The following is a 22,753-nucleotide window of genomic DNA, read 5'->3' as shown; positions in this document are numbered from 1 at the left end:
ATGGAATTATCAAAAAAACAAATACAATATATAGAAAACCGTTTAGAAAAAAACGGAATTACCTATTGGGACATTCGACTTGAGCTATTAGATCATGTTGTTTCTGATATCGAAAGTCGTTTAGAAATAGGAGAATCCTACAACAGTGCTTTAGAAAATTCTTTTTATTCCTTGCAATTAAATAGAAATTTAGAAGGGCTAAATAAAAAACGTCTTTTAGACATCAATAAAATAGTTAGAAAACAGTATTTTAACAAAGTTGTTAGTTTGTTTACGAGCCCAAAGTCTTTTATTTTAATGCTTTTCTTGATAAGCTTGTATTCTTTGGTTTTTTTATTTGGTAATTATTTTGTTTTTAAAACAATTACCATTTTTCTACTATTTACTCCCATAACATTAGGTCTTGTTTTGTATTTCAAAGAATTTTTACGGATGAAAAAATCGGGTTATTTGGTTTATAGCAGTTTTTATATTTTCTTTTCATTTCTGATGTTAAATCTGTTTTTACAATTCCCAAAACCAGATGGAATTTTCCCTGTCACAAAAGAAACACAATTATTCATTTGGTTTTTAGTGACCTGTATAAACAGCATTTTTTCTGTAGCAGGAATTTTAATTCACTTAAAAAACATAAAAAACATAAAAGCGATTAAACAAAAATTGATTGGCGAATGAAACTAACAGAAACTCAAATTCAAGAACTCTACAAATTTACCAGAAAACATTATGTAGAACATTATGATGTGCAAACAGAACTGGTAGATCATTTGGCAAATGATATAGAGCAGATTTGGATAGAAAAACCTAATTTAACTTTTGAACAAGCAAGAGACAAATCCTTCAAAAAATTCGGCATTTTTGGTTTTATGGATGTTGTTGAAAAGAAACAATGGCAAATGACTAAAAAGTACTTGAAATTGGTTTTCAAATTCATCAAAGAGTGGTTTGGTTTGCCAAAAATAGTACTTACTATGGTTTTGTTTTATGGATTTTATCAACTACAAAAAATGGAATATGCTTATTATCTTTATATAGGAATATTTGTTACACTAATGATTTTACAATTCTTATTTATGATTGTAAAAGGACAAAAATTGAAACGAAAGCAGAAAGAAACAGGCAAAATATGGATGTTTGAACAGATTATAAGTGTTAACGGAATGGCTAATGTTTTTGTGATGTTATTTTACTTTTTCGACTTTCCATTTACTTCATCAAAAGATTTTTTAATGATGGGAGATTTTAAAAAGTTTTTATCTGCCTTTTTAATTACGTTTGTTATTATTTTAGGCCATATCACTTTAGTGGTTATTCCTAAAAAAGCGAATCAATTATTATTAGAAACCTATCCAGAATTTAAAATGGTTTAATTGTTATGTTGATGAAACTCACAGAACAACAAATAGAAAATCTTTACAAATTTACTCGGCAACATTATGTATATCATTATGATGTGCAAACCGAATTGGTAGATCATTTGGCCAATGATATAGAAAGTATTTGGGAGGAAACACCCAATTTAACTTTTGAACAAGCCCGAGATAAATCCTTCAAAAAGTTTGGAATTTTTGGTTTTATGGATGTCATAGAAGCCAAACAAAAACAGATGAACAAGCGTTATAGAAAGATTTTGTGGAGGTTTTTAAAAGAATGGTTTACATTGCCTAAAATAGTAATTACAACCACCCTCTTTTTGACTCTTTTCTTTATTTTAAAAATACCATTTTCAGAATATGTTTTGATGGGAAGTTTTTTAGTTTTAATTATGTATGATATGATTGTACTATACAAGTCAAGAAAAAATCAGAAAAAACAGAAAAAACAAAAAAATAAGGAAGAAAAAGTTTTTCTTTTAGAAGCAATGATCGGAACTTCAAGAAATGGTTTTACAGGGCTCGCTTTGGTGAATTTGTTTAATTGTATCAACTTAACAAATGTAAGTTTCAGTTCTTTGGAAAATCACTGGCTATTGTTCGTATCTTTTTCAGCAACCATTGTTATTATTCTGTTTTACTTAATTACTTACGTTATCCCCCAAAAAGCGGAAGAATTATTACATGAAACCTACCCAGAATATAAAATGGTAAAAAATTTGTAACAAAACGTATCGTTTCTTTACTAATAGTATAACTAACTAAAAACTAATATATGATTTCACACTTTTTAAAATTAGAATGGAAACAATATTTTAGGTCTGCCAATTGGCAAAAGAGTGTTTTTTTAAACATCCTTTTGGTCTTTTTTGCGCTGTACTTTGCAGCTTCTTTTCTTGTTGTAGGAATCGGAGGGTATTTCATTCTTAAAAAGCAATTCCCAGATCAAGATCCTTTAGTATTGGTCAACTCCTTTTTAATGTATGCCATCGTTGGCGATTTAGTTTTCAGGTATCTTATGCAGAAACTACCTGTAATGAATATTAAACCACTGCTAGTATTACCGATTAAAAAAAGTAAAATTGTTCATTTTATTTTGGCAAAATCTTCTTTGTCATTTTTCAATATCATGGGGTTGTTTTTCTATATTCCGTTTTCGGTTGTTTTAATCAAAGAAGGGTATGATGTGTCAGGAGTTTTAGGCTGGTTATTTACAGTAATTTTAATAATTCAATCTGTAAATTTTCTGAACTTTTTAATCAACAAAAATAATATTGCTTTCGGAACATTAATAGCCATACTTCTAGGAGGTTATATAGTGCAATATTTTGAGTTGTTCAATTTACCTGGGTTTGTAGGTACAGGATTCGATTTCATCTACCAAAATCCGATAACAGTCATCGTTTTTGCAATTATTTTACTGGTGTTGTATGTATTGAATTACAAACAATTGCGAAATGAAGTGTATTTAGATGCGTTGATATCAGAAAAAACAAAAGAGGTAAGCTCTGCAGATTTATCTTTTACAGAAAGATTAGGAGATTTAGCGCCATTTATTAAAAACGATTTACGTTTAATGTGGCGAAATAAACGAACAAAATCTGGTATTTGGATGCTGGCACTTGGTTTGTTATATGGGTTGTATTTTTATCCACAATCGGCTCTAAAAGATGTTGAGGTCATTTATGTTTTGGTTGGGATATTTTCAACAGGTACCTTCTTAATCAATTTTGGGCAATTTATTCCGGCTTGGGACAGCAGTTATTACAAAATGCTCATGAGTCAAAATTTTAAATACGAGCGTTATTTAAAATCAAAATTTACAATTATGACGATTAGTGTTGTTGCTCTTTTTCTTTTAGGAATTCCGTATGTTTACTTCGGATGGAAAATTTTAGTAGTCCATTTTGCAGCAATGATTTACAATGTTGGTGTAAATACACATGTAATTTTATATGGAGGAACCTTTAATAGAAAAAAAATAAATTTAGATGAAAAAGCAGCCTTTAACTTTCAAGGAACGGGCGCTGTGCAATGGATCATTGGTTTTCCTTTAATGTTACTGCCAATGGCAATTTTTGGATTGATTAATTGGTTGGTAAGTTTTGAAATAGCTACCTTAACTTTGGCTATTTTAGGCTTTATAGGCATTGCATTGCATAAAAAGTTAATGGCATCCATCACAAAAAAGTATATCAAAAATAAATACGTAATGATTCACGCATTTAATCAAGAAAATTAAAAAGAAAATGATACAAACTACGCAACTTTCAAAAAAATACGGAAAAGCAGAAGTATTACATATAGAATCTCTAGAAATTCCGACAGGTCAAAGTTTTGGTTTGGTGGGGAATAACGGAGCCGGAAAAACAACCTACTTTAATATTTTATTAGATTTAATAAGACCCACAACTGGAGCTATTATAAATCACGACATTCAAGTAAACGAAAGCGAAGATTGGAAATCTTTTACAGGTTCTTTTATTGATGAATCTTTTTTAATTGGGTATTTAACTGCAGAAGAATATTTTGAGTTTATTGGCGATTTAAGAGGTATGAACAAAGCTGATGTAAAAAGTTTTTTATCTCAATTTGATGAGTTTTTTAACGGAGAAATTGTTGGGAAGAAAAAATATTTAAGAGATTTAAGTAAAGGAAATCAGAAAAAAGCAGGAATTGTGGCTGCAATGATGGGAAATCCGCAAGTGGTAATTTTAGATGAACCTTTTGCAAATTTAGATCCAACAACACAAATAAGATTAAAAACCATCATTAAAGAACTCACAGAAAATAGAGAAGTTACTGTTTTAATTTCTAGTCACGATTTAACCCACGTAACCGAAGTTTGCGAGCGTATTGTGGTTTTAGACAAAGGAAATGTGGTTAAAGATATTGTAACATCAACAGAAACATTAAAAGAATTAGAGAGCTATTTTTCTGTTTAAGCAACCTATTCTTATTTTATTACTATTTTTACGCTCTTATTTATACTATTTTCATCAGAAATTAGTTATCAATAAGAGCTTTTAGTTTTTTAAAAACAACTATTTAATTTAGATTTATCCGTGTGAAAAACACTCAAAGAATATTTTTTACCCTCATTATTTTTGTAACCATCTTTTCTTGCAGTACAAAAAAAGATACCATTATTAATAGAAATTTTCATGCACTAACAACAAAATTCAACGTTTTATTTAATGGTAAAGAAGCCTTTCAACAAGGGCTTGAAGAAATAAACACCAATTACAAAGACGATTGGTTTAAACGTTTGCCCATAGAACCGATAGAATTTGAAGAAGACAAAATTGTCGTAGCCACTTTTAACAACAGTCCGGGAGCAGGTTTTGGTGGAAATGAAGACAAGAAAGAATTAACTAAGTTTGAAAGGGCAGAAGAAAAAGCTGTAAAAGCCATTCAGAAACATGGTATGAATATCTATGGAGTTGAACGCAACAGTCAAATAGACGATGCTTATTTTTTATTAGGCAAAGCTCGGTACTATTCGCAACGCTTTGTACCTGCGGTAGAAGCATTTAATTATGTAATTGCCAAATATCCGAATGCAGATTTAATTGCAGAAACTAAAATTTGGAGAGCCAAAACAAATATTAGAATGGATAATGAAGAATTGGCCATAGAAACCATGAAACTTTTATTGGTGGTTAGGGATACTTTAGAGGCCAATTTACCCGATGAAATTAAAGAACAAGGCCATACAGCACTCGCAATGGCGTATGTAAAAAGTGATAGTTTACAGAAAGCAAAAAAACAGTTGCAATTAGCAACAAGAACTTTAAAAAATAGAGAACAATCTGCAAGAAATTTATTTATTTTAGGCCAGATGTATAGTGATGAAAATAAAAAAGATTCTGCAAACTTAGTGTACAAGAGATTAATCAATTTTAAAAAAGCACCCTATAAATATCGCATTCATGCAAATATCGAATTGGCAAGAAATACCACCAATGATTCTTCTTCTATTGCGGTATTAGAAAGGTTGCGAAAGTTGATAAAAAATAGAGATAATAGACCGTATTTAGACGAATTATATTATCAAACAGCGGTGTTGCATCAAGATAACGACAGCATTAAATTGGCCAAAGTATTTTACAACAATTCTTTAAGGGCTAAAAATGGTAGTGATCAACAGAAAACATTTACCTACGAAAAATTAGGTAATTTATATTTTAAAGAGTCAGAATATCAATATGCAAGTGCTTATTATGATAGTGTTTTACAAGTGTCTAAAGACAGTTTAAACCTCCGAATAAGACGTGTTAAAAGAAAATACAGAAATTTAGCATCCTTAATTAAGTTTGAAGAAGTAGTTGCTACAAATGATAGTATTATTAAAATTGCAACCTTATCAAAAGAAGATCAAAAAGATTATTTTGAAGCGTATATAGAAAAATTAAAAAAGGCAGATGAAGCTGCGGCACAATTAAGATTAAATCAAATGGCATTTGGAAACACTGCTGGGGGTATAAAAGCTGCGGATAAAGGAAAATGGTATTTTTATAATAATCAATCTTTAAGTTTCGGAAAAACAGCCTTTAAAAAAACTTGGGGTTCAAGAAAACTAGAAGATAACTGGAGGTGGTCTGAAAAAGCCACCATTGGCACTGCGGCAAAAGATGATGTTGCGCAAGTAACAAAAGCAAACGTTAAATACGATATAGAGGCCTATTTAAGTTTAATTCCCACAAAAAAAGAGGTAATTGATAGTTTAAAAACAGATCGAAATCAAGCTTTATATGAGTTAGGATTAATTTATAAAGAGCAATTTAAAAATCAAAAATTAGCAAAAATCAGGTTAGAAAGAGTGGATTCTTTACAACCGAATAAAGAATTAATTTTACCCATCAATTGGCATTTATATCAAATTAACACGAATCTGGGAGATACAGAAAAGGCGGAGAAATATAAAAAGGTTATTCTTACGGACTATCCGAATACCAAATTTGCGCAAGTAATTTTAAACCCAAATACAGATTTTAAAGAAGAAGTTACCGTAAATGAAGTAGAAACAGCCTATAAAAAAATGTATTATGATTACAAAGATTCTAAATTTGAAGAGGTAATTGAAAAAATTAATACTTTTGTAGTCACAATTCCTAATTCAGATTTAGTTCCTAAATTCGAACTCTTAAAAGCTTTTGCAATCGGTAAAATTAAAGATAAGGAATCTTATAAAATAGCGTTAGAATTTGTTGCCGTTAGTTATGGAAATACAGAAGAAGGAAAAAAGGCTAAAGAAATTATAGTACAATTAACCAAGTAAAATGTTTAACAAAGATAAAAAGGAAACTTCTAAAATAATCAATCCAAACAAAATGGAAAGAAATGTAATTGCAAAAAACACCACAATTAAAGGAGAGATTATTTCAGATGGAGATTTTAGAATTGATGGGGTTTTAGAAGGCGAATTAAAAACAAAGGGAAGAGTTATTATTGGCAGTGGTGGTTTTGTTCAAGGTAAAATAGAAGCCACAAATGCAGATATAGAAGGTAGGTTTTCTGGGGAATTAAATGTGGAGAAAACGCTTACTTTAAAAGCGGTCTCCAATATTTCTGGAGATGTTATTGTTGGTAAACTTTCGGTAGAGCCAGGGGCTACATTCAATGCCTCATGTTTAATGAAAGTAAGTACGAAAGAAGTAAAAAAAGAGGATGGAGAAAAATCAAAACGAAACGGGTACCCACAAAAAAAAGGAAAACAAAAAGCCTTTCAATAAAGCAATTCAACTTTCAGGAGCAGGCTTGCAAATGGGGCTTACCATTTACCTTGGTTTTTTATTAGGCAAATGGTTAGACCGTACTTTTGAAACTTCCTTTTTAACAGAAACAATTACACTTCTAGCCATCTTTTTAGCCATGTATTCATTAATTAAACAAGCCAATAGAATTAATGATTAAGAGTATTTTTATTTATTTTCTACTTTTTTTTGGAGTCTTTTTTTTAAGTTTTTCTTTACACCAAAATTACATAGAGAAACAAGCCATAACCTTACCATTTTCGCTGAAACAAGTGTATGTATTTCATCTTGGTTTTTCCCTGTTAGTTTGTGTAAATTTTAAACTATTTTCAAATGTTGATAAGATTTTTTCTCAACTTGGTTTCATCTATTTAGGAACTCTTTTCTTAAAAATCGTACTTTTCTGTGCACTCTTTTATCGGCCTATCTTTAAAGAAGAAAATTTACCTCAAATTGCAAGAGTGTCACTGCTGATACCTGCGTTCATATTTTTATTAACAGAAGCTTTTTTTGTGGCTAAAATTCTCAATAAAAAAGAATAAATAAAAAGCGACAAAAAAATGTTTTTTACTTTTGATTAATTACATACCTTTGCACCGAATTTAGAAAGCGTATTTTAACAATGAAGATTGCACAAAAATCAATCAAGTTTCTTACAATAGCAATTTTAGCCTTTTCTTCGGCCACAATTTTTGCTTCGAGTATAGACCAACACAGCGACAGTCAAAACGATGGAGAACGCGTAAATACGAAGGAAGAAGTAGATGCTTATATTTTGCATCACATCAAGGACTCTCATGATTTTTCATTGTTTTCATACACTTCAGATCAGGGAGAAAGAAAACATTTCGGTTTTCCTTTGCCAGTAATTATTTGGTCTTCGGAAGGTTTAGTAACTTTTATGTCTTCAGAATTTCATCATAATGACGATGGTCATGTAATCGTAGAAAAAAAGGGATTAAAGTTTGCTAAAGTTCATAGTAAAATATTAGAATTAGATCATGATGCCTCTACAGTTTCTTTTGATGAAACGCATCATGCTACAAATGCTCATAAAGTTTTAGATTTTTCAATCACTAAAAGTGTGGTTGGTATCTTGTTAATTGGTTTCTTGTTATTATTCTGGTTTTCTCGATTGGCAAATCAATACAAAACAAAAAAAGTACCTACAGGTTTTGCAAGAGTTTTAGAGCCTTTGGTTTTATATGTTCGTGACGAAATTGCAAGACCAAATATTGGTGAAAAACATTATAGAAGATTTACAGGGTATTTATTAACGGTTTTCTTTTTTATCTGGGTTTTAAATTTAGCGGGGTTAACACCTTTAGGATTTAATGTTACAGGTCAATTAGCGGTTACAGCTTGTTTGGCAATCTTTACCTTAGTAATTTATTCGGTGAGTGGTACAAAAGCATATTGGATGCACATGATTTGGATGCCAGGAGTACCTGTTTTAATTCGTCCTATTTTAGCGGTTATAGAATTAGCCGGTGCCTTAATTATAAAGCCATTTTCATTATTAGTTCGTTTGTTTGCAAACATTTCAGCAGGTCACATTGTGGTAATGAGTCTAATAGCAATTATGTTTACACTTAAAGAATCTTTAGGGGTTGTTGGTGCAACAGGATTGTCTTTAGTATTATCATTTTTTATAACATTAATTGAGGTTTTAGTGGCTTTTTTACAAGCCTATATCTTTACAATGCTTTCAGCATTATTTATTGGTATGGCGGTAGATGATCACGCAGAAGCTCATTAATACAAGTTTGTTTAATTTAATATAAATACAATTATTATGTACAACATGATTGGCGCAGGATTAATCGTAATCGGAGCAGGAATCGGACTAGGTCAAATTGGTGGAAAAGCAATGGAAGGTATTGCTCGTCAGCCAGAAGCAACTGGGAAAATTCAAACAGCAATGATTATTATCGCTGCATTATTAGAAGGTTTAGCATTTGGTGCATTATTCTTAGGAAAATAAGCCAAACAAAAACAAAAAATAGTGTTCTGTAACGGTTGGTTACAGAACCTATTTTTAAATTTTTTATGTATCTGCTTCAAATCAATACATCAAAATTAAACAAAAGAAGAAATTAATTTATTTATAGAATGGAAACTTTACTAAACGACTTTTCTCCAGGATTATTTGTAGTATCAACAATACTATTACTAGCATTAATAGCTTTGATGGTAAAATTTGCTTGGAAACCAATTTTAAAATCTTTAGAAGAAAGAGAATCTGGAATTGAAGATGCCTTAGCTGCTGCAGAAAATGCCCGTAAAGAAATGCAAAATTTACAAGCAGATAATGCGAAGCTTGTCAAAGAAGCAAGAGCTGAAAGAGATGCGATGATGAAGGAGGCAAGAGACATCAGAGATAAAATGATTGCTGAAGCAAAAGAGGATGCAAAAGAAGTGACCACCAAACTAATTGAAACTGCACAAGCTTCTATTCAACAAGAAAAACAAGCAGCTTTAGCAGAAATAAAAAAGAGTGTTGCACATTTATCAATAGATATTGCAGAGTCTGTAATTAAAAGAGAATTATCATCTAAGAAAGATCAACTAGCATTGGTGGAAGGAATCTTAAAAGATATTACTTTAAATTAAAACAATATGAAAGATTCAAGAGCAGCATTACGATACGCAAAAGCAATCTTAAATCTGGCTAAAGATTCTAACGAACAGACTGCTGTAAACAACGATATGTTGTTTATTGCTACGACAATTTCTGAGAATAGTGATTTTGAAGTAATGTTAGAAAGTCCAATCGTAAAATCTTCGGATAAAATAAATGTTTTAAATGCCATATTTAAAGGTAAAATAAACAATATCTCTTTAGGTTTATTTCATTTGTTAAATGACAATAAAAGAATTGCAATGTTGCATTCAATTGCTAAACAATATGCAATTATTTATGATTTTGATAAGAATATGCAAGTTGCAAAAGTTACAACTGCAGTGCCTTTAACAAAAGCAATTGAAGCCAAAGTTTTGGCAAAAATAGTTGCTTTAACAGGCGATAAAGCTAATTTAGAGAACGAAATCAATCCAAATATTTTAGGCGGATTTATATTACGTGTGGGAGATATGCAATACGATGCAAGTATCTCTAGTTATTTAAATGCATTGAAAAAGGAATTTGACAACAGTCATTATATCCCAAAAATTTAATTATACATCAAATTATAAAAGATGGCAAGTATCAAACCAGCTGAAGTATCAGCAATTTTAAAGCAACAGTTAACAAATTTTGAAGCAAAGGCTACGTTAAACGAAGTAGGTACCGTTTTACAAGTAGGTGATGGTATTGCTCGTGTTTATGGATTGTCTAACGTACAATATGGTGAGTTAGTAGAATTCGACAACGGTTTAGAGGGTATCGTTCTAAATTTAGAAGAAGATAATGCAGGTGTTGTATTATTAGGTGCTTCTACTTCTATTAGAGAAGGTTCTACAGTAAAACGTACAGAACGCATTGCTTCTTTAAGAGCAGGTGAAGAAATTGTAGGAAGAGTTGTAGATACTTTAGGAAGTCCTATTGATGGTAAAGGACCTATTGAAGGAGTTACCTTTGAAATGCCTTTAGAAAGAAGAGCTCCTGGTGTTATTTATCGTGAGCCAGTAACAGAACCTTTACAAACTGGTATTAAATCTATTGATGCAATGATTCCTGTAGGTAGAGGTCAACGTGAGTTGATTATCGGTGACCGTCAAACAGGGAAATCTACAGTTGCTTTAGATACTATCTTAAATCAAAAAGAATTTTACGATGCTGGTAACCCAGTATACTGTATTTATGTAGCTATTGGTCAAAAAGCTTCTACAGTTGCATCCATTGCAAATATGTTAGAAGAAAAAGGCGCAATGGCATATACAACAATCGTTGCGGCAAATGCATCAGATCCTGCAGCAATGCAAGTATATGCACCATTTGCTGGAGCAGCTATTGGAGAATATTTTAGAGATTCTGGAAGACCTGCTTTAATTATTTTTGATGATTTATCAAAACAAGCCGTGGCTTACCGTGAAATTTCTTTATTATTAAGAAGACCTCCAGGACGTGAGGCGTATCCTGGTGATGTATTTTATTTACACTCAAGATTATTAGAGCGTGCTGCAAAAATCATTAATGATGATAAAATTGCAAGTGAAATGAACGATTTACCAGATTCTTTAAAAGGAATTGTAAAAGGTGGAGGTTCTTTAACCGCATTACCAATTATTGAAACACAAGCAGGAGATGTCTCTGCATATATTCCAACAAATGTAATTTCTATTACAGACGGACAAATTTTCTTAGATGGAGATTTATTTAACTCGGGTGTTCGTCCAGCAATTAACGTAGGTATTTCTGTATCTCGTGTTGGTGGTAACGCACAGATTAAATCCATGAAAAAAGTAGCAGGTACTTTAAAATTAGATCAAGCAGCATACCGTGAATTAGAAGCGTTTGCAAAGTTTGGATCTGATTTAGATGCGGCAACTATGAGTGTAATTTCTAAAGGTCAGCGTAATGTTGAAATTTTAAAACAAGCACAAAATGATCCGTATACTGTAGAAGATCAAATTGCAATTATCTATGCGGGTTCTAAGAACTTATTAAAAGATGTTCCTGTAAATAAGGTAAAGAAATTTGAAACGGATTATCTAGATTACTTAAACGCAAAACATAGAGACACTTTAGATACGTTAAAGGCTGGTAAATTAACAGACGAAGTAATTGCTGTTTTAGTAGCAGCAGCTAAAGAGATTTCTACTCATTTCGCATAACCCAAGTTCAGGGTCAAGGGTTAAGAGTTCAGAGTTGTAAATTATTAGTAAACTAAATGAAAGTCCTATTAGAATCAAGAGCTTTCAGTTTGCTTGCGAAATAGTTAGATTTTGTGACACTCTAAAAGAGAATAAAGATTTTGAATTAGCCTCTCAATTGTTAAGAAGTGGAACAAGTATTGGAGCCAATACTAGGGAAGCACAAAGGGGGTATAGTAAAAAAGATTTTAAATATAAATTTGGTATTGCTTTAAAAGAAGCAGATGAAACCAAATATTGGATAGAAATATTAAAAGCCACAGGAAGAAATGTTCCTGTAGAATTGAAAAATAAATGTGAAGAGTTCATTAGAATTTTAGTTTCAATTATTAAAAACTCTGAACTCTATACTCATAATTCATAACTTGAAATATGCCAAACTTAAAAGAAATACGTAACAGAATTACCTCAATCGGTTCTACTATGCAGATTACCTCTGCAATGAAAATGGTATCTGCTGCAAAATTGAAAAAAGCTCAAGATGCTATTGTAGCCATGAGACCTTATTCTTCTAAACTAACTGAATTATTACAAAATTTAAGTGCTACGTTAGAGGGTGATGCTGGTGGAGTCTATTCTGATCAAAGAGAGGTTTCAAAAGTTTTAATGGTAGTAATAACTTCTAACAGAGGTTTATGTGGTGGTTTTAATTCATCAATTTCTAAAGAATTTATTAAAACGGTTGCGGAAAAATATTCAGATAAAACAGTAGATATTTTTGGTATTGGTAAAAAGGGAGCTGCCGTTTTATCTAAGAATTATAAGGTTGTCGATTCAAGAAATGATATTTATGACGATTTAACTTTTGATAACGTTGCTGTGATTGCAGAAGAGTTAATGGCGATGTATGTACATGGAAACTATGATAAAATTGAATTGGTATACAATCAATTTAAAAATGCAGCAACTCAATTACCTCAAGTAGAACAGTTTTTACCGATTAAACCTATTTTAGAGGGAGATGCTTCAGCAGTAAATTCTGACTATATTTTTGAACCTTCGAAAGAAGAAATTGTTTTAGCGTTAATCCCAAAATCTTTAAAAACGCAATTATATAAAGCGATTAGAGATAGTTTTGCATCCGAACACGGTGCTCGTATGACGGCAATGCACAAAGCAACAGACAATGCAACTGATTTAAGAGATGAGTTGTTGTTAAAATACAACAAAGCGCGTCAAGCAGCGATTACCAATGAAATTTTAGAAATTGTTGGTGGGGCGGAAGCGTTGAACAATTAGACGAAACGCAGTGTAGTCAAATTTATCAACTTCGGAAGCGTTGAACAATTAGACGAAACGCAGTGTAGTCAAATTTATCAATTTCGGAAGCCTTGAACAATTAGACGAAACGTAGTGTAGTCAAATTTATCAATTTCGGAAGCGTTGAACAATTAGACGAAACGCAGTGTAGTCAAATTTATCAATTTCGGAGGCGTTGAACAATTAGACGAAACGCAGTGTAGTCAAATTTATTAACTGCGGAAGCGTTGAACAATTAGACGAAACGCAGTGTAGTCAAATTTATTAACTGCGGAAGCGTTGAACAATTAGACGAAACGCAGTGTAGTCAAATTTATCAACTGCGGAAGCGTTGAACAATTAGACGAAACGCAGTGTAGTCAAATTTATTAACTGCGGAAGCTTTGAACAATTAGACGAAATATAAGAGAATACACAAGATATCAAACTAATATACAAAAGCGAATCAATTTGATTCGCTTTTGTGTTTCCATAGAATTAATGTATTCTTCAAAAATAGTTCTTATCTTTTTTATATCTTGGTATAAGAATTGATCTTGATGAAATAAATACGTGATATGAAAACAAAAAATATTTTCTCTATGCTGTTGGTTATACTCGCTTTCTCAAAATGTGGATCTGCCAAGTTTGATAAAAATCCACCTTTTCAAATTACTTCAGCAGTGGTGCAAAATTGGTATGATGAGCAACAAGGTATTCAAGGAAAGAGTTTGAAAATCACTTACACATCAAACAAAATGATTCAATTTGATAGTGTTTTTTTTGATAAAAGAAGTACGGACTTGCAAGTAAAACATACAAACGAAAGTAAGTTGGTGCTTGGTTATTTTAAAAGCAAAGAGAAACAAGATTTAATTCTTGATGAAAACCCTGTAAAGGAATTTCAAAACGCTGTCCCTATTTTAAAAGAAATGCCTTTTCAATTAAAAGACAATGAAGCTGTTATTAGCTATAGAATTAAAGGCAAAAAGAAGTACTTTAAAATTATAGGGATAGAAAAAGAATAGGGTTTCCTTTTTTCTTCATCTTCTGAATCGCTTAAAAACAATCCATAAATTCTTTTTTAGAGGAAGAATTATTTTTGGCACACATTTTGAATATTCATAAAGCATAACCCTTAAATAGACAGCTTATGAAGACTTTAAAACTACTTTTAGCCATTGTGCTTAGCGCAGCAATGTTCAGTTCATGCTCAACGGTTTATAACGATTCATTCGACAATTTTCAACCGTCATTAGAAGACGTAGTTTCTAGATATGATATTTGGTATGTAGATTATCATCAAACCACAGGATCTGGCGACATTCCATATGTTTCAAGAGCATTTACCTTATCGTTTATCAACGGAATTTTATATGCAAATAATAATATTGTAGATATTGGTAGAACGGGGAATGGTTTGGGCATCGATGTAGGAACTTATAATACTTTTAGTGGTGTATTAGAAACCGATCATGATTTAGATGGTGCCAATGATTTTGAAGTAACTATTTTATCGGATAATGAGATAAGATTGTATAATTTTAGACAAAATGTAAGTTATTATTTAATAGGATATAACAGGAATAATTTCGATTACGATCAACTGTTTTATGAAAATATAGAATACTTTTTACAAGAATATATTGCCTGGGCAAAGGTAGATGCTATAGGAGGTTTACCCAATGCGTTTGATGATGAAAATTATTTGCAATTTACACCAGAAAATATAACAACATTTTATAGTTCTCAGGATAGCTTTGGCACTCAAGTTGATTCTATTAATTGGGATTATGTAGGCGATTATGAAATCTTTGATGTCACAGGGTATGAAGATTTAAAAATATTAACATTGATTTATGATGGTGGAGATATTGAAGAGTTCGAATTAAGCGTTATTAATGACAGTAGAATCAGTTTATATCATTTAAATTCAGACACAACTTATGAGTTTTCTGGAAGAGGATTTGTACAATATTTAAAAGGTGAAAGAACTGTTAAAAGTGCAAAGGATGTTGTAAGAAATAACAACAGAAAACGTACTAAAATAGAAAGAAAAACAAAAAATAGAAGAAATTTAAAATAAAGTTTGGTTAGTTGATTTTTGATTGGTTATTTCTTAATAACCAATTGAAAGGGAAACCGTCCTGAGGGGGACGGTTTTTTCTTTGCTTAAAATTCAGGAAAAATTGGTTTTTACAAAAGAAAAATAGCCCTACTTTTTATCGTTTTATAGTTTTATATTTGTACTGATATTGCTGTTTTTTGTTTGATCATCGAGATAAACGATAGCAAGAATCTAAGGATAAAAAATAAAAGAATTTATGACCAAAACAGCATTTATAACAGGAGCAACTTCAGGAATTGGTAGAGCAACAGCAGAGTTGTTTGCTAAAAATAAGATTAGATTAGTGCTTTGTGGACGAAGAAAAAATCGTTTGGAACAGCTTGAAGAAGAACTCTCAAAAATAACAGAGGTAACTACCTTACAGTTTGATGTTGCTAAAAGAGAAGAAGTTTCGGCAGCAATCAAATCACTTCCAGAAAACTTTAAAAACATTGATATTTTAATTAATAATGCAGGTAATGCGCATGGTTTATCCACCATTCAAGATGGTAATATTGATGATTGGGATGCGATGTTAGATATTAACGTAAAAGGATTATTGTATGTCTCTAAAGCGATAATTCCGCAAATGATAGCAAATAATAGCGGATTTATCATTAATATTGGCTCTACTGCGGGTAAAGAAGTCTACACGAACGGAAATGTATATTGTGCCTCAAAATTTGCTGTAAATGCTTTAAATAAGTCGATGAGGTTAGATCTGAATGAACATAACATACGTGTTTCGGCAATTCATCCAGGTTTGGTAGAAACCGAGTTTTCTGATGTGCGTTTTAAAGGTGATATAGAAAGAGCAAAAACAGTGTATCAAGGATTTAAGCCTTTACAAGCAGAGGATATTGCCGATATTATTCATTTTGTAATTACCAGACCTTATCATGTAAATATCGAAGATTTAGTGGTGTATCCAACAGCACAAGCTAGTGCTACCATTTTGAATAAGAATCAATAGACTTCGTTTACTTACATATTCATGTTTTTAAACATCGAAATCAAATTTCAACACAATTTTAAATCAAACTACCATGACAAAATTATATCCTTTGAAAGGAAAAATTCAAAATTATGCTTGGGGTGGCTCTAAATTTATTCCAAATTTATTAGGAATAGCCGTTACTGGAGAAAAATGCGCTGAATACTGGTTAGGAGCACATGAAAAGGCACCTTCTGAAGTGCTTATTGAAAACGAAGAAAGACCTTTAAACAAATTTTTAAAGGCGCATTTAATAGCATCATTAGGTCAAAAAATAGCGAGTAAATTTGGAAGATTATCATTTCTATTCAAAGTTTTAGACGTAGAAGAAATGTTATCGATACAAGTTCATCCTACTAAAATAGAGGCAGAAAAGGGGTTTAAGTTAGAGAATGAAAAGGGCATTCCTTTAAATGCCGCGAACAGAAATTATAAAGACGACAACCATAAGCCAGAAATTATGGTGGCATTAGGCGAGTTTTGGTTGTTGCATGGTTTTTTATCAAAAGATAAACTAATTGCCACACTTAAAAATATTCCAGAATTTACACATTTAGTGCCTGTTTTTGAAAGTCAGGGATATTTCGGACTCTACAAAAAAGTCATGGAACAGTCAGATGAAGAAAATAACCGAATATTACAACCCTTAATTGATCGAGTTTTGCCGGCATATAAAGCAGGGAAATTAGAAAAGTCAAATCCTGATTATTGGGCAGCAAAGGCCGTTGATTCTTCTTCGGATACAACAATTTTAGACAAAGGCATTTATTCTATTTATTTTTTTAACATCGTAAAGGCCAACAAAGGAGAAGCCGTTTTTCAAGATGCAGGAATTCCTCATGCCTATTTAGAAGGTCAAAATATGGAATTGATGGCAAATTCAGATAATGTTTTACGAGGTGGTTTAACGCCTAAACATATCGATATTCCAGAATTATTAAAGCATATAGAATTCAAACCAACCATTCCTAATATTATGCAAGGCGAAATGCAAGCGGATGGCATTGAGCGCATTTATAGAAGTCCTGCGCCAGATTTCGAATTAAGTCAACTTATTTTAAATACTTCTCAAAATTATCAATCGGAAACAAAAACCGCACAAATTTTAATTTTGTTAGAAGGCGAAGCAACGATTACAGAACACAACACAACGTTACACCTCCAAAAAGGAGATTCTGTGCTAATTCTTGCCAATGCTTCTTATAAAATTTCAACTTCTAAAAATGCTATATTTTATAAAGCAACAGCTCCTTTATAAATAGTTAAGTGATCAAAAATAAATTATAAAATTGAGGTTATTTCGTTTTAAAGCGCAATAATCGTAAAGCATTTAGAACTACAACGATTGTAGAGCCTTCATGAAAAGCGACTGCTAAACCAATATTTGTGAGCCCAAAGATTGTTGCAGGAACGAGTAAAAAAACTACCGCTAAACTTATAAAGATATTTTGTTTTATAATGGTTTTAGACGCTCTGCTCAAACCGATAACAAAAGGTAAGTTTTCAATTTTATCAGACATTAATGCAACATCTGCAGCTTCTAAAGCAACATCACTACCGGCTGCTCCCATGGCAATACTTACCGTACTTAAAGCCATTGCAGGTGCATCATTTACACCATCACCGACCATCGCTATTTTTCCATCGCGCTTTAAAAGCACCTTTATGGCATTTACTTTATCTTCTGGTAATAAATTTCCTTTCGCCTCTGTAAGTCCAATTTGTTTTGCAATAGCATCACCTACATTTTGATGATCTCCAGTAAGCATAATCATGCGCTTTATGCCTATTTCTTTTAACCGTTTAAGTGTATCTGCTGCCATTTTTCTAGGTAGATCCATCACACTAATTAATCCGATAATTTTATTTTTTAGACCGATAAGCATTACGGTATGACCTTTTTCTAAAAGAGCCTTCATTTTAGAAATAGTAACTTCATCTACCAAAATTTCTGCACTTTCCATCAATTTTATGTTTCCAATAAATACTTTTTCTTGTTGATAAGTAGCTTCAATTCCTTTTCCTTGAATAGCATTTACATTGCTAGCTTTGTTGGTTACCAGAATTTTATACTGACTTTTGATGTCTTTTACGATGGCTTTTGCTAGCGGATGATTGCTTAAACTTTCTATTTCTAGAATGAGTTGTACCAATTCTTTTTCATCAAAATTATGTAAAGGAATTACGTTGGTCAGTTTCGGTTTTCCTTCTGTGAGCGTTCCTGTTTTATCAAAAGCGATGGTGGTAATCTCCCCCAAACTTTCTAAAGCTTTTCCGCCTTTTATAAGTACTCCTTTTTGAGCCGCTCTTGCAATTCCGCTCAAAACAGCGCTAGGTGTTGAAATGGCTAGTGCACAAGGACTTGCAGCAACTAAAACGGTAATAGCCCTATAAATACTTTGCTCAAAATTCTCATCAATTATTAAGTATGTAAAACATAATAAAAAGACGCTTACAATTACAATGGGTACATAATATTTTTCGAATTTTTTAGTAATTCTTTGGGTGGGAGATTTTTGAGTTTCAATTTCGCTCACCATTTTAATTAATCTAGAAACGGTAGAATCTTTACTTAATTTTAGTACTAAAACATCTAAACTGCTATCTCCATTTATGGTTCCTGTATATACAATATGTTTTTTATCGATGTCATTAAACGCCGGTAAATTATCAATATCTTCAATATATGTTTTATCAACAGGCATACTTTCTCCAGTTATGGGAGCCTGATTTAAGCTACTACTTCCTTTAATAATTACGCCATCTGCTGCAATTTTTGTGTTCGGTTTTACAGCAATAATATCGTTAATTTTTAAGTTTGTTATGGGAATTTCTGTAAGTTTTCCGTCTTTTTTTAAAAGTGCTATTTTGGGTGATAATTCTCCTAAAGCCTTGATAGATTTTTTAGCCCTATTCATAGCATAATGCTCTAAAGCATGCCCTAAACTAAAAAGAAATAAAAGTAATGCGCCTTCTGCCCAACTCCCTATATATGCAGCACCAGCCGCCGCCGCAATCATTAAAAAATCGATATCAAAACCCCCTTTTATAATTTTTTGGAATGCTTCAATGGAAATGAAATAACCTCCAAAAAAATAAGAGATAAGATAACAGGATAGAGAAAACCAAAAGGGTAAAGCAGTGAACGTTGCAATAAGAAAACCAATAACTAGAAATAGTCCGCATAAAACCGCAAAATAGAGTTCTGTTTTTTTTCCAAAAATCTCAATTCCTTTATGATGATGGGTTTCTTGCTTATTCATGACATAAATTTTGTATATATCAAATTTAAAATTTATTCTGAGAGTATATGTATAAATTTAGATGAATATAAACTTGATGGTATTCCAAGAAAATTCATAAAACATCGTATTAAAATAACAGTAAAGGAATTTAGAGATAATTCAACTAGGTTTGGAATATCTATTTAATTGCTTTTGATACCAAAGGATGCATTTGTTTTTTGGAAGTAAAAATAGCTTGTTTATGCGCAACGATATTGCCGATTATGGTATAATTCATACAATTAATCATTTAAAAATAATGATACTGCAAAGTAAATGTTTGATGATGTATTTGTAAATGATGCAGGTCATTTTATAAACACGCCCACTTAATTATATTTATTTTGTAAAAAGGTTTATCCTCTTAACAAGCAAAAACTATTGGTATTTGCTCTGAATTATGAATTTAATATCCGTATACAATTAATTATACACCAATTTTAAATAGATTAAAGAACATTATACATTATGGAAGATTTACAATATATTCTAAAAGAAATATCGGAACTTACTTCGGTTATTGAAACTAAATATCCAGAGCTCTATCGTAATTTGGATGAAAACCCAGTTACGCTTCCCGAAAGTAAATATCCACATATCAATAAACAAGTTTTGCAAGAGTATTTAGAAAGCCTAAAAGAGTTGCTAAAGCATCATACTTAAGGGGTAACAAAACGGATAAATCGATGAAATTATGGGAGAAATAGCCACTTCAAACAGACAGATTACCTTGTTTTACAGCTCTAAATCTGTCAGAGCAAAACAAACATTGGCTTATGCCAAAGCTGAGGGTTTACCAATACAAGAAATAGATATTTTAAAAACAAAGCTTACTGGAACACAAATTGTAGAACTTTCAGATAGGTTGCATTTGGCGGTAAGCGATTTGGTAAACCAAGAACATCCTTCTTATACATCAAATTTTGAACCTCATAATTTTTCAACTGAGGACTGGATAAAAATGATACAACATCATCCAGAGATTATGAAGCAACCGATCGCTTTAAGAGGAGACAAAACTATTTTGATTGAAACGCCTACGGATATTATTAAAATTTAGATGATGACACCAATTCTGCATTGAAATGACCGCAATAAGACGCTCTTTTTTCCTTTTTATTGCAACATAAAAAGAATCCGTAATGAATGCTATGCTTTATTTTTCTATTTTCTATTAGTGTTGTCCGATTAAAATTAGCTAAAGTGTTTTAAAGTATTGATAGTCTTGATTTTCAAGAGTTTTTAAAGTAGTACACCTTGCTATTAAAACCGCTTTAGAATTTATGATGTATGGAAAAATTTAAAATCGTAATAACACTGTTTTTCAGTTAGTTACATTCAAGTCTTTGTTCTTGATTCTAACAACGAAAGCGGTCTTTTTATCTTTTATCGGACAACAATGATTTTCTATCAAGAAAAAGCATCATTTTATTTTACAGTAATTTCAAAATAGAATTGATAGTAGATGATTTTGTATTAAAATTTTCAAAAATGACTAAGATCAGTTTTAATGAATCGATAAAATACAATCTTTGAGCTTGATATTATTAAAAATATACTATTATGATCACAGAAGTTTTATTTAATTCTAATATGCATTTTGAGCATACACAATGGAAAGGAGAACTCGCCTTTTGGAGAGATGAATTAAAATCTTTTAATAATCGTTTGAGTGAATTGGTAACACGCTGGACGGATAAAGAGGTTTTATCTCAATTAGAGCATTATCAAAATGAATTTATATTTCATGGCGGTGTTATCGAAGATTTGCAAGAAAATATCGAGGAACATGAAACACGCATTGCTGGGCAAAGTAAAACAGGAAAAAATGCTTTGGATGTGCAATTAACAAAAAAGCATTTGAAATGCAGAAAAGACATGGAAACACAAAGGCAAATTTACGCAGAACTTAAAAAAGATTTTTTTAGATTTTTAACGAAGTATATGTAATAATACCCATTTAAATGTATGCTGCCGCGTAAATAAATGAGTGTTATTTTTTTAATTCATTGAAATTTAAAAAGTATGAGCGTAGCTTTCGTTGCCGTCATTTTTTGTAGAGAGTAAGGAAAAAAGACAATTTTTTGCGGCATTATATATCTAAAATTGTGTAGTTCGAAATAAACATTAAAATATCTGACTAAATTATTTTTCATTTCCTTTCTATATCCATACCATAAATAACTGCAACGAATGCTATGCTTTTATTTTCTAAAGCATCTCAAGAAAATTGATTTTAAATTTACAAACATTCATTTGGAAGACCAATTAATATAAAAAATCTTTTTAAAAGTAAAAAATGAGATATCATTATGGAGTATAACGATATCTCATAAGTATTTAAAATTAATCTTCTATCATCATAAATTTCTTTAATAAACTTACTTGAAAGTCTCCTACAACTGCTAAATTTGGGTTTGCATTCATCAATACCAATCCATACCCTATAGCAGAAAGCTTACAATCCTTAATTATTTGTTGATCTATGGAACTATAAACAGGCATAAAATGCTTTTGAGTTCCAATACCCGAGGATTGGGCTATTTTAATAGCCATCGACACGGCATTTGAAATTTGTTCTGGCGACAATCCTTTATTCAATAGGTCGCTTGCCAAATGATGCATTTTTAGACTGTAATAAAATTCCATAAGGTTCTGAATAGATTCAGATGTCTTTTGTTCTTTAGGGTATATGATTAGCTTCATGGTGCTTGTTTTTTAGATGATGTTTTTTACTATAACCCTTTTATATATTGAAAAACAACTCGTTTAAAGTTTTTAAAATCATTGGTAAAAGTGTCCATTCGGGCATAAATATGACGATGTTTTTCTCGGTATTCGTAATCTGAAACTCCTTTATGTCCTTGTTCTATTTTTGATAATAATTTTTCGTGTTCAATAATGCTATGCTCTAAATCATCAAACAAATCAAGATGAATTTTATCGAGTGTTTTTAGCATTCTATGGTAGTCCGAATTATTTTTTTCTGAAGATTCTTTTTCACTTAAAATCTTGTAAAAGAATTTTACTTCGTCTTTCCAAAAGGCAATAGTATCTAACCATTCTACACTTTCAAAATGAAGTACGTTTAATCCTGCCTCTAAAAGTAATGCTGTTTTTGGATTTGCTATTTTAGTTTTCATGATATATGTTTTTATTTTAATTATGAATTTAATTTGTTATTT

General features: G+C 31.3%; 26 protein-coding genes. 23 read left to right on the top strand and 3 right to left on the bottom strand.

Annotated elements, in window-relative coordinates:
• The 20 genes from K8354_RS15375 (at position 1) to manA (ending at position 17,542) form a co-directional block, all read left to right on the top strand.
• Positions 1-675: a hypothetical protein gene (locus tag K8354_RS15375; protein WP_223442510.1), complete on the top strand. Its 675-nt coding sequence runs from the start codon at positions 1-3 to the stop codon at positions 673-675.
• A complete protein-coding gene (locus K8354_RS15370; protein WP_223442507.1) occupies positions 672-1,370 on the top strand; it encodes a hypothetical protein in 699 nt (232 codons plus the stop codon). Before K8354_RS15375 ends, K8354_RS15370 begins: the two co-directional genes overlap by 4 nt.
• Positions 1,371-1,381: 11 nt before the next feature.
• Complete coding sequence (locus K8354_RS15365; RefSeq protein WP_223442504.1) at positions 1,382-2,098, top strand: hypothetical protein; 717 nt, start codon at positions 1,382-1,384, stop codon at positions 2,096-2,098.
• A 50-nt stretch (positions 2,099-2,148) separates the two neighbouring features.
• The gene (locus K8354_RS15360) at positions 2,149-3,615 is read left to right on the top strand and encodes a DUF5687 family protein (RefSeq protein ID WP_223442501.1); all 1,467 of its coding nucleotides are present in this window, start codon (positions 2,149-2,151) and stop codon (positions 3,613-3,615) included.
• Positions 3,616-3,622: 7 nt separating this feature from the next.
• Positions 3,623-4,318: an ABC transporter ATP-binding protein gene (locus K8354_RS15355; RefSeq protein WP_223442499.1), complete on the top strand. Its 696-nt coding sequence runs from the start codon at positions 3,623-3,625 to the stop codon at positions 4,316-4,318.
• A gap of 122 nt (positions 4,319-4,440) precedes the next feature.
• Positions 4,441-6,654, top strand: a complete 2,214-nt coding sequence (gene porW, locus K8354_RS15350) for a type IX secretion system periplasmic lipoprotein PorW/SprE (protein WP_223442495.1) — start codon at positions 4,441-4,443, stop codon at positions 6,652-6,654.
• A 1-nt stretch (position 6,655) separates the two neighbouring features.
• Positions 6,656-7,108, top strand: a complete 453-nt coding sequence (locus K8354_RS15345; RefSeq protein WP_223442492.1) for a bactofilin family protein — start codon at positions 6,656-6,658, stop codon at positions 7,106-7,108.
• Positions 7,044-7,289: an AtpZ/AtpI family protein gene (locus K8354_RS15340; protein ID WP_223442489.1), complete on the top strand. Its 246-nt coding sequence runs from the start codon at positions 7,044-7,046 to the stop codon at positions 7,287-7,289. Before K8354_RS15345 ends, K8354_RS15340 begins: the two co-directional genes overlap by 65 nt.
• A complete protein-coding gene (locus K8354_RS15335) occupies positions 7,282-7,671 on the top strand; it encodes a DUF6168 family protein (RefSeq protein ID WP_223442487.1) in 390 nt (129 codons plus the stop codon). Before K8354_RS15340 ends, K8354_RS15335 begins: the two co-directional genes overlap by 8 nt.
• A gap of 80 nt (positions 7,672-7,751) precedes the next feature.
• Positions 7,752-8,888: a F0F1 ATP synthase subunit A gene (gene atpB / locus K8354_RS15330; protein WP_223442485.1), complete on the top strand. Its 1,137-nt coding sequence runs from the start codon at positions 7,752-7,754 to the stop codon at positions 8,886-8,888.
• Positions 8,889-8,924: 36 nt separating this feature from the next.
• Positions 8,925-9,113 (top strand): ATP synthase F0 subunit C, encoded by a 189-nt coding sequence (gene atpE / locus K8354_RS15325; RefSeq protein WP_027076586.1) that lies wholly within the window; start codon positions 8,925-8,927, stop codon positions 9,111-9,113.
• A gap of 128 nt (positions 9,114-9,241) precedes the next feature.
• On the top strand, positions 9,242-9,742 hold the full coding sequence (locus tag K8354_RS15320) for a F0F1 ATP synthase subunit B (protein ID WP_223442481.1): 501 nt from the start codon (positions 9,242-9,244) through the stop codon (positions 9,740-9,742).
• Positions 9,743-9,748: 6 nt separating this feature from the next.
• Entirely contained in the window at positions 9,749-10,306 is a 558-nt protein-coding gene (gene atpH / locus K8354_RS15315; protein WP_223442478.1) for an ATP synthase F1 subunit delta, read from the top strand.
• A gap of 21 nt (positions 10,307-10,327) precedes the next feature.
• On the top strand, positions 10,328-11,905 hold the full coding sequence (atpA, locus tag K8354_RS15310) for a F0F1 ATP synthase subunit alpha (RefSeq protein ID WP_223442475.1): 1,578 nt from the start codon (positions 10,328-10,330) through the stop codon (positions 11,903-11,905).
• Between the two features lie 43 nt (positions 11,906-11,948).
• Positions 11,949-12,308 carry a four helix bundle protein gene (locus K8354_RS15305; RefSeq protein ID WP_223447697.1) on the top strand — a complete coding sequence of 120 codons (360 nt, stop codon included), beginning with the start codon at positions 11,949-11,951 and terminating at the stop codon, positions 12,306-12,308.
• An 8-nt stretch (positions 12,309-12,316) separates the two neighbouring features.
• Positions 12,317-13,183, top strand: coding sequence for an ATP synthase F1 subunit gamma (gene atpG / locus K8354_RS15300; protein WP_223442457.1), 867 nt, complete (start codon positions 12,317-12,319; stop codon positions 13,181-13,183).
• 578 nt (positions 13,184-13,761) lie between these two features.
• Positions 13,762-14,211, top strand: a complete 450-nt coding sequence (locus K8354_RS15295) for a hypothetical protein (protein ID WP_223442454.1) — start codon at positions 13,762-13,764, stop codon at positions 14,209-14,211.
• Positions 14,212-14,336: 125 nt separating this feature from the next.
• On the top strand, positions 14,337-15,269 hold the full coding sequence (locus tag K8354_RS15290; RefSeq protein WP_223442451.1) for a hypothetical protein: 933 nt from the start codon (positions 14,337-14,339) through the stop codon (positions 15,267-15,269).
• Positions 15,270-15,507: 238 nt separating this feature from the next.
• Positions 15,508-16,263 (top strand): SDR family NAD(P)-dependent oxidoreductase, encoded by a 756-nt coding sequence (locus K8354_RS15285; protein WP_223442449.1) that lies wholly within the window; start codon positions 15,508-15,510, stop codon positions 16,261-16,263.
• A 73-nt stretch (positions 16,264-16,336) separates the two neighbouring features.
• A complete protein-coding gene (gene manA, locus K8354_RS15280) occupies positions 16,337-17,542 on the top strand; it encodes a mannose-6-phosphate isomerase, class I (protein WP_223442442.1) in 1,206 nt (401 codons plus the stop codon).
• 37 nt (positions 17,543-17,579) lie between these two features.
• On the opposite strand, the gene K8354_RS15275 is transcribed toward manA, so the two are convergent.
• On the bottom strand, positions 17,580-19,547 hold the full coding sequence (locus K8354_RS15275; RefSeq protein WP_223442440.1) for a heavy metal translocating P-type ATPase: 1,968 nt from the start codon (positions 19,545-19,547) through the stop codon (positions 17,580-17,582).
• A 489-nt stretch (positions 19,548-20,036) separates the two neighbouring features.
• On the opposite strand from K8354_RS15275, the gene K8354_RS15270 reads away from it, so the two are divergent.
• The 3 genes from K8354_RS15270 to K8354_RS15260 all read left to right on the top strand — a co-directional run bounded on the left by K8354_RS15270 (position 20,037) and on the right by K8354_RS15260 (position 21,518).
• The gene (locus K8354_RS15270) at positions 20,037-20,231 is read left to right on the top strand and encodes a hypothetical protein (protein ID WP_223442437.1); all 195 of its coding nucleotides are present in this window, start codon (positions 20,037-20,039) and stop codon (positions 20,229-20,231) included.
• A 31-nt stretch (positions 20,232-20,262) separates the two neighbouring features.
• The gene (locus K8354_RS15265; RefSeq protein ID WP_223442435.1) at positions 20,263-20,628 is read left to right on the top strand and encodes an arsenate reductase family protein; all 366 of its coding nucleotides are present in this window, start codon (positions 20,263-20,265) and stop codon (positions 20,626-20,628) included.
• 503 nt (positions 20,629-21,131) lie between these two features.
• Positions 21,132-21,518 carry a hypothetical protein gene (locus K8354_RS15260; RefSeq protein WP_223442433.1) on the top strand — a complete coding sequence of 129 codons (387 nt, stop codon included), beginning with the start codon at positions 21,132-21,134 and terminating at the stop codon, positions 21,516-21,518.
• Positions 21,519-21,914: 396 nt separating this feature from the next.
• Here the strand turns inward: K8354_RS15260 and K8354_RS15255 are convergent, their stop codons facing one another.
• Positions 21,915-22,274, bottom strand: coding sequence for a hypothetical protein (locus K8354_RS15255; RefSeq protein ID WP_223442431.1), 360 nt, complete (start codon positions 22,272-22,274; stop codon positions 21,915-21,917).
• A 29-nt stretch (positions 22,275-22,303) separates the two neighbouring features.
• The gene (locus K8354_RS15250; RefSeq protein ID WP_223442429.1) at positions 22,304-22,711 is read right to left on the bottom strand and encodes a hypothetical protein; all 408 of its coding nucleotides are present in this window, start codon (positions 22,709-22,711) and stop codon (positions 22,304-22,306) included.
• Between the last annotated feature and the right edge of the window lie 42 nt (positions 22,712-22,753).

The organism is Polaribacter litorisediminis (assembly GCF_019968605.1).
In the GTDB taxonomy this organism is placed as follows: Bacteria; Bacteroidota; Bacteroidia; order Flavobacteriales; family Flavobacteriaceae; genus Polaribacter; species Polaribacter litorisediminis.
The sequence above is the reverse complement of the archived record's forward strand: the minus strand, read 5'-3'. Positions and strand labels throughout refer to the sequence as shown.

Coding starts and splice junctions, on each gene's coding strand:
- K8354_RS15375 (WP_223442510.1), top strand. CDS start 1: ATGGAATTATCAAAAAAACAAATACAATATATAGAAAACCGTTTAGAA.
- K8354_RS15370 (WP_223442507.1), top strand. CDS start 672: ATGAAACTAACAGAAACTCAAATTCAAGAACTCTACAAATTTACCAGA.
- K8354_RS15365 (WP_223442504.1), top strand. CDS start 1,382: ATGAAACTCACAGAACAACAAATAGAAAATCTTTACAAATTTACTCGG.
- K8354_RS15360 (WP_223442501.1), top strand. CDS start 2,149: ATGATTTCACACTTTTTAAAATTAGAATGGAAACAATATTTTAGGTCT.
- K8354_RS15355 (WP_223442499.1), top strand. CDS start 3,623: ATGATACAAACTACGCAACTTTCAAAAAAATACGGAAAAGCAGAAGTA.
- K8354_RS15345 (WP_223442492.1), top strand. CDS start 6,656: ATGTTTAACAAAGATAAAAAGGAAACTTCTAAAATAATCAATCCAAAC.
- K8354_RS15340 (WP_223442489.1), top strand. CDS start 7,044: ATGGAGAAAAATCAAAACGAAACGGGTACCCACAAAAAAAAGGAAAAC.
- K8354_RS15335 (WP_223442487.1), top strand. CDS start 7,282: ATGATTAAGAGTATTTTTATTTATTTTCTACTTTTTTTTGGAGTCTTT.
- atpB (WP_223442485.1), top strand. CDS start 7,752: ATGAAGATTGCACAAAAATCAATCAAGTTTCTTACAATAGCAATTTTA.
- atpE (WP_027076586.1), top strand. CDS start 8,925: ATGTACAACATGATTGGCGCAGGATTAATCGTAATCGGAGCAGGAATC.
- K8354_RS15320 (WP_223442481.1), top strand. CDS start 9,242: ATGGAAACTTTACTAAACGACTTTTCTCCAGGATTATTTGTAGTATCA.
- atpH (WP_223442478.1), top strand. CDS start 9,749: ATGAAAGATTCAAGAGCAGCATTACGATACGCAAAAGCAATCTTAAAT.
- atpA (WP_223442475.1), top strand. CDS start 10,328: ATGGCAAGTATCAAACCAGCTGAAGTATCAGCAATTTTAAAGCAACAG.
- atpG (WP_223442457.1), top strand. CDS start 12,317: ATGCCAAACTTAAAAGAAATACGTAACAGAATTACCTCAATCGGTTCT.
- K8354_RS15295 (WP_223442454.1), top strand. CDS start 13,762: ATGAAAACAAAAAATATTTTCTCTATGCTGTTGGTTATACTCGCTTTC.
- K8354_RS15290 (WP_223442451.1), top strand. CDS start 14,337: ATGAAGACTTTAAAACTACTTTTAGCCATTGTGCTTAGCGCAGCAATG.
- K8354_RS15285 (WP_223442449.1), top strand. CDS start 15,508: ATGACCAAAACAGCATTTATAACAGGAGCAACTTCAGGAATTGGTAGA.
- manA (WP_223442442.1), top strand. CDS start 16,337: ATGACAAAATTATATCCTTTGAAAGGAAAAATTCAAAATTATGCTTGG.
- K8354_RS15275 (WP_223442440.1), bottom strand. CDS start 19,547: ATGAATAAGCAAGAAACCCATCATCATAAAGGAATTGAGATTTTTGGA.
- K8354_RS15270 (WP_223442437.1), top strand. CDS start 20,037: ATGGAAGATTTACAATATATTCTAAAAGAAATATCGGAACTTACTTCG.
- K8354_RS15265 (WP_223442435.1), top strand. CDS start 20,263: ATGGGAGAAATAGCCACTTCAAACAGACAGATTACCTTGTTTTACAGC.
- K8354_RS15260 (WP_223442433.1), top strand. CDS start 21,132: ATGATCACAGAAGTTTTATTTAATTCTAATATGCATTTTGAGCATACA.
- K8354_RS15255 (WP_223442431.1), bottom strand. CDS start 22,274: ATGAAGCTAATCATATACCCTAAAGAACAAAAGACATCTGAATCTATT.
- K8354_RS15250 (WP_223442429.1), bottom strand. CDS start 22,711: ATGAAAACTAAAATAGCAAATCCAAAAACAGCATTACTTTTAGAGGCA.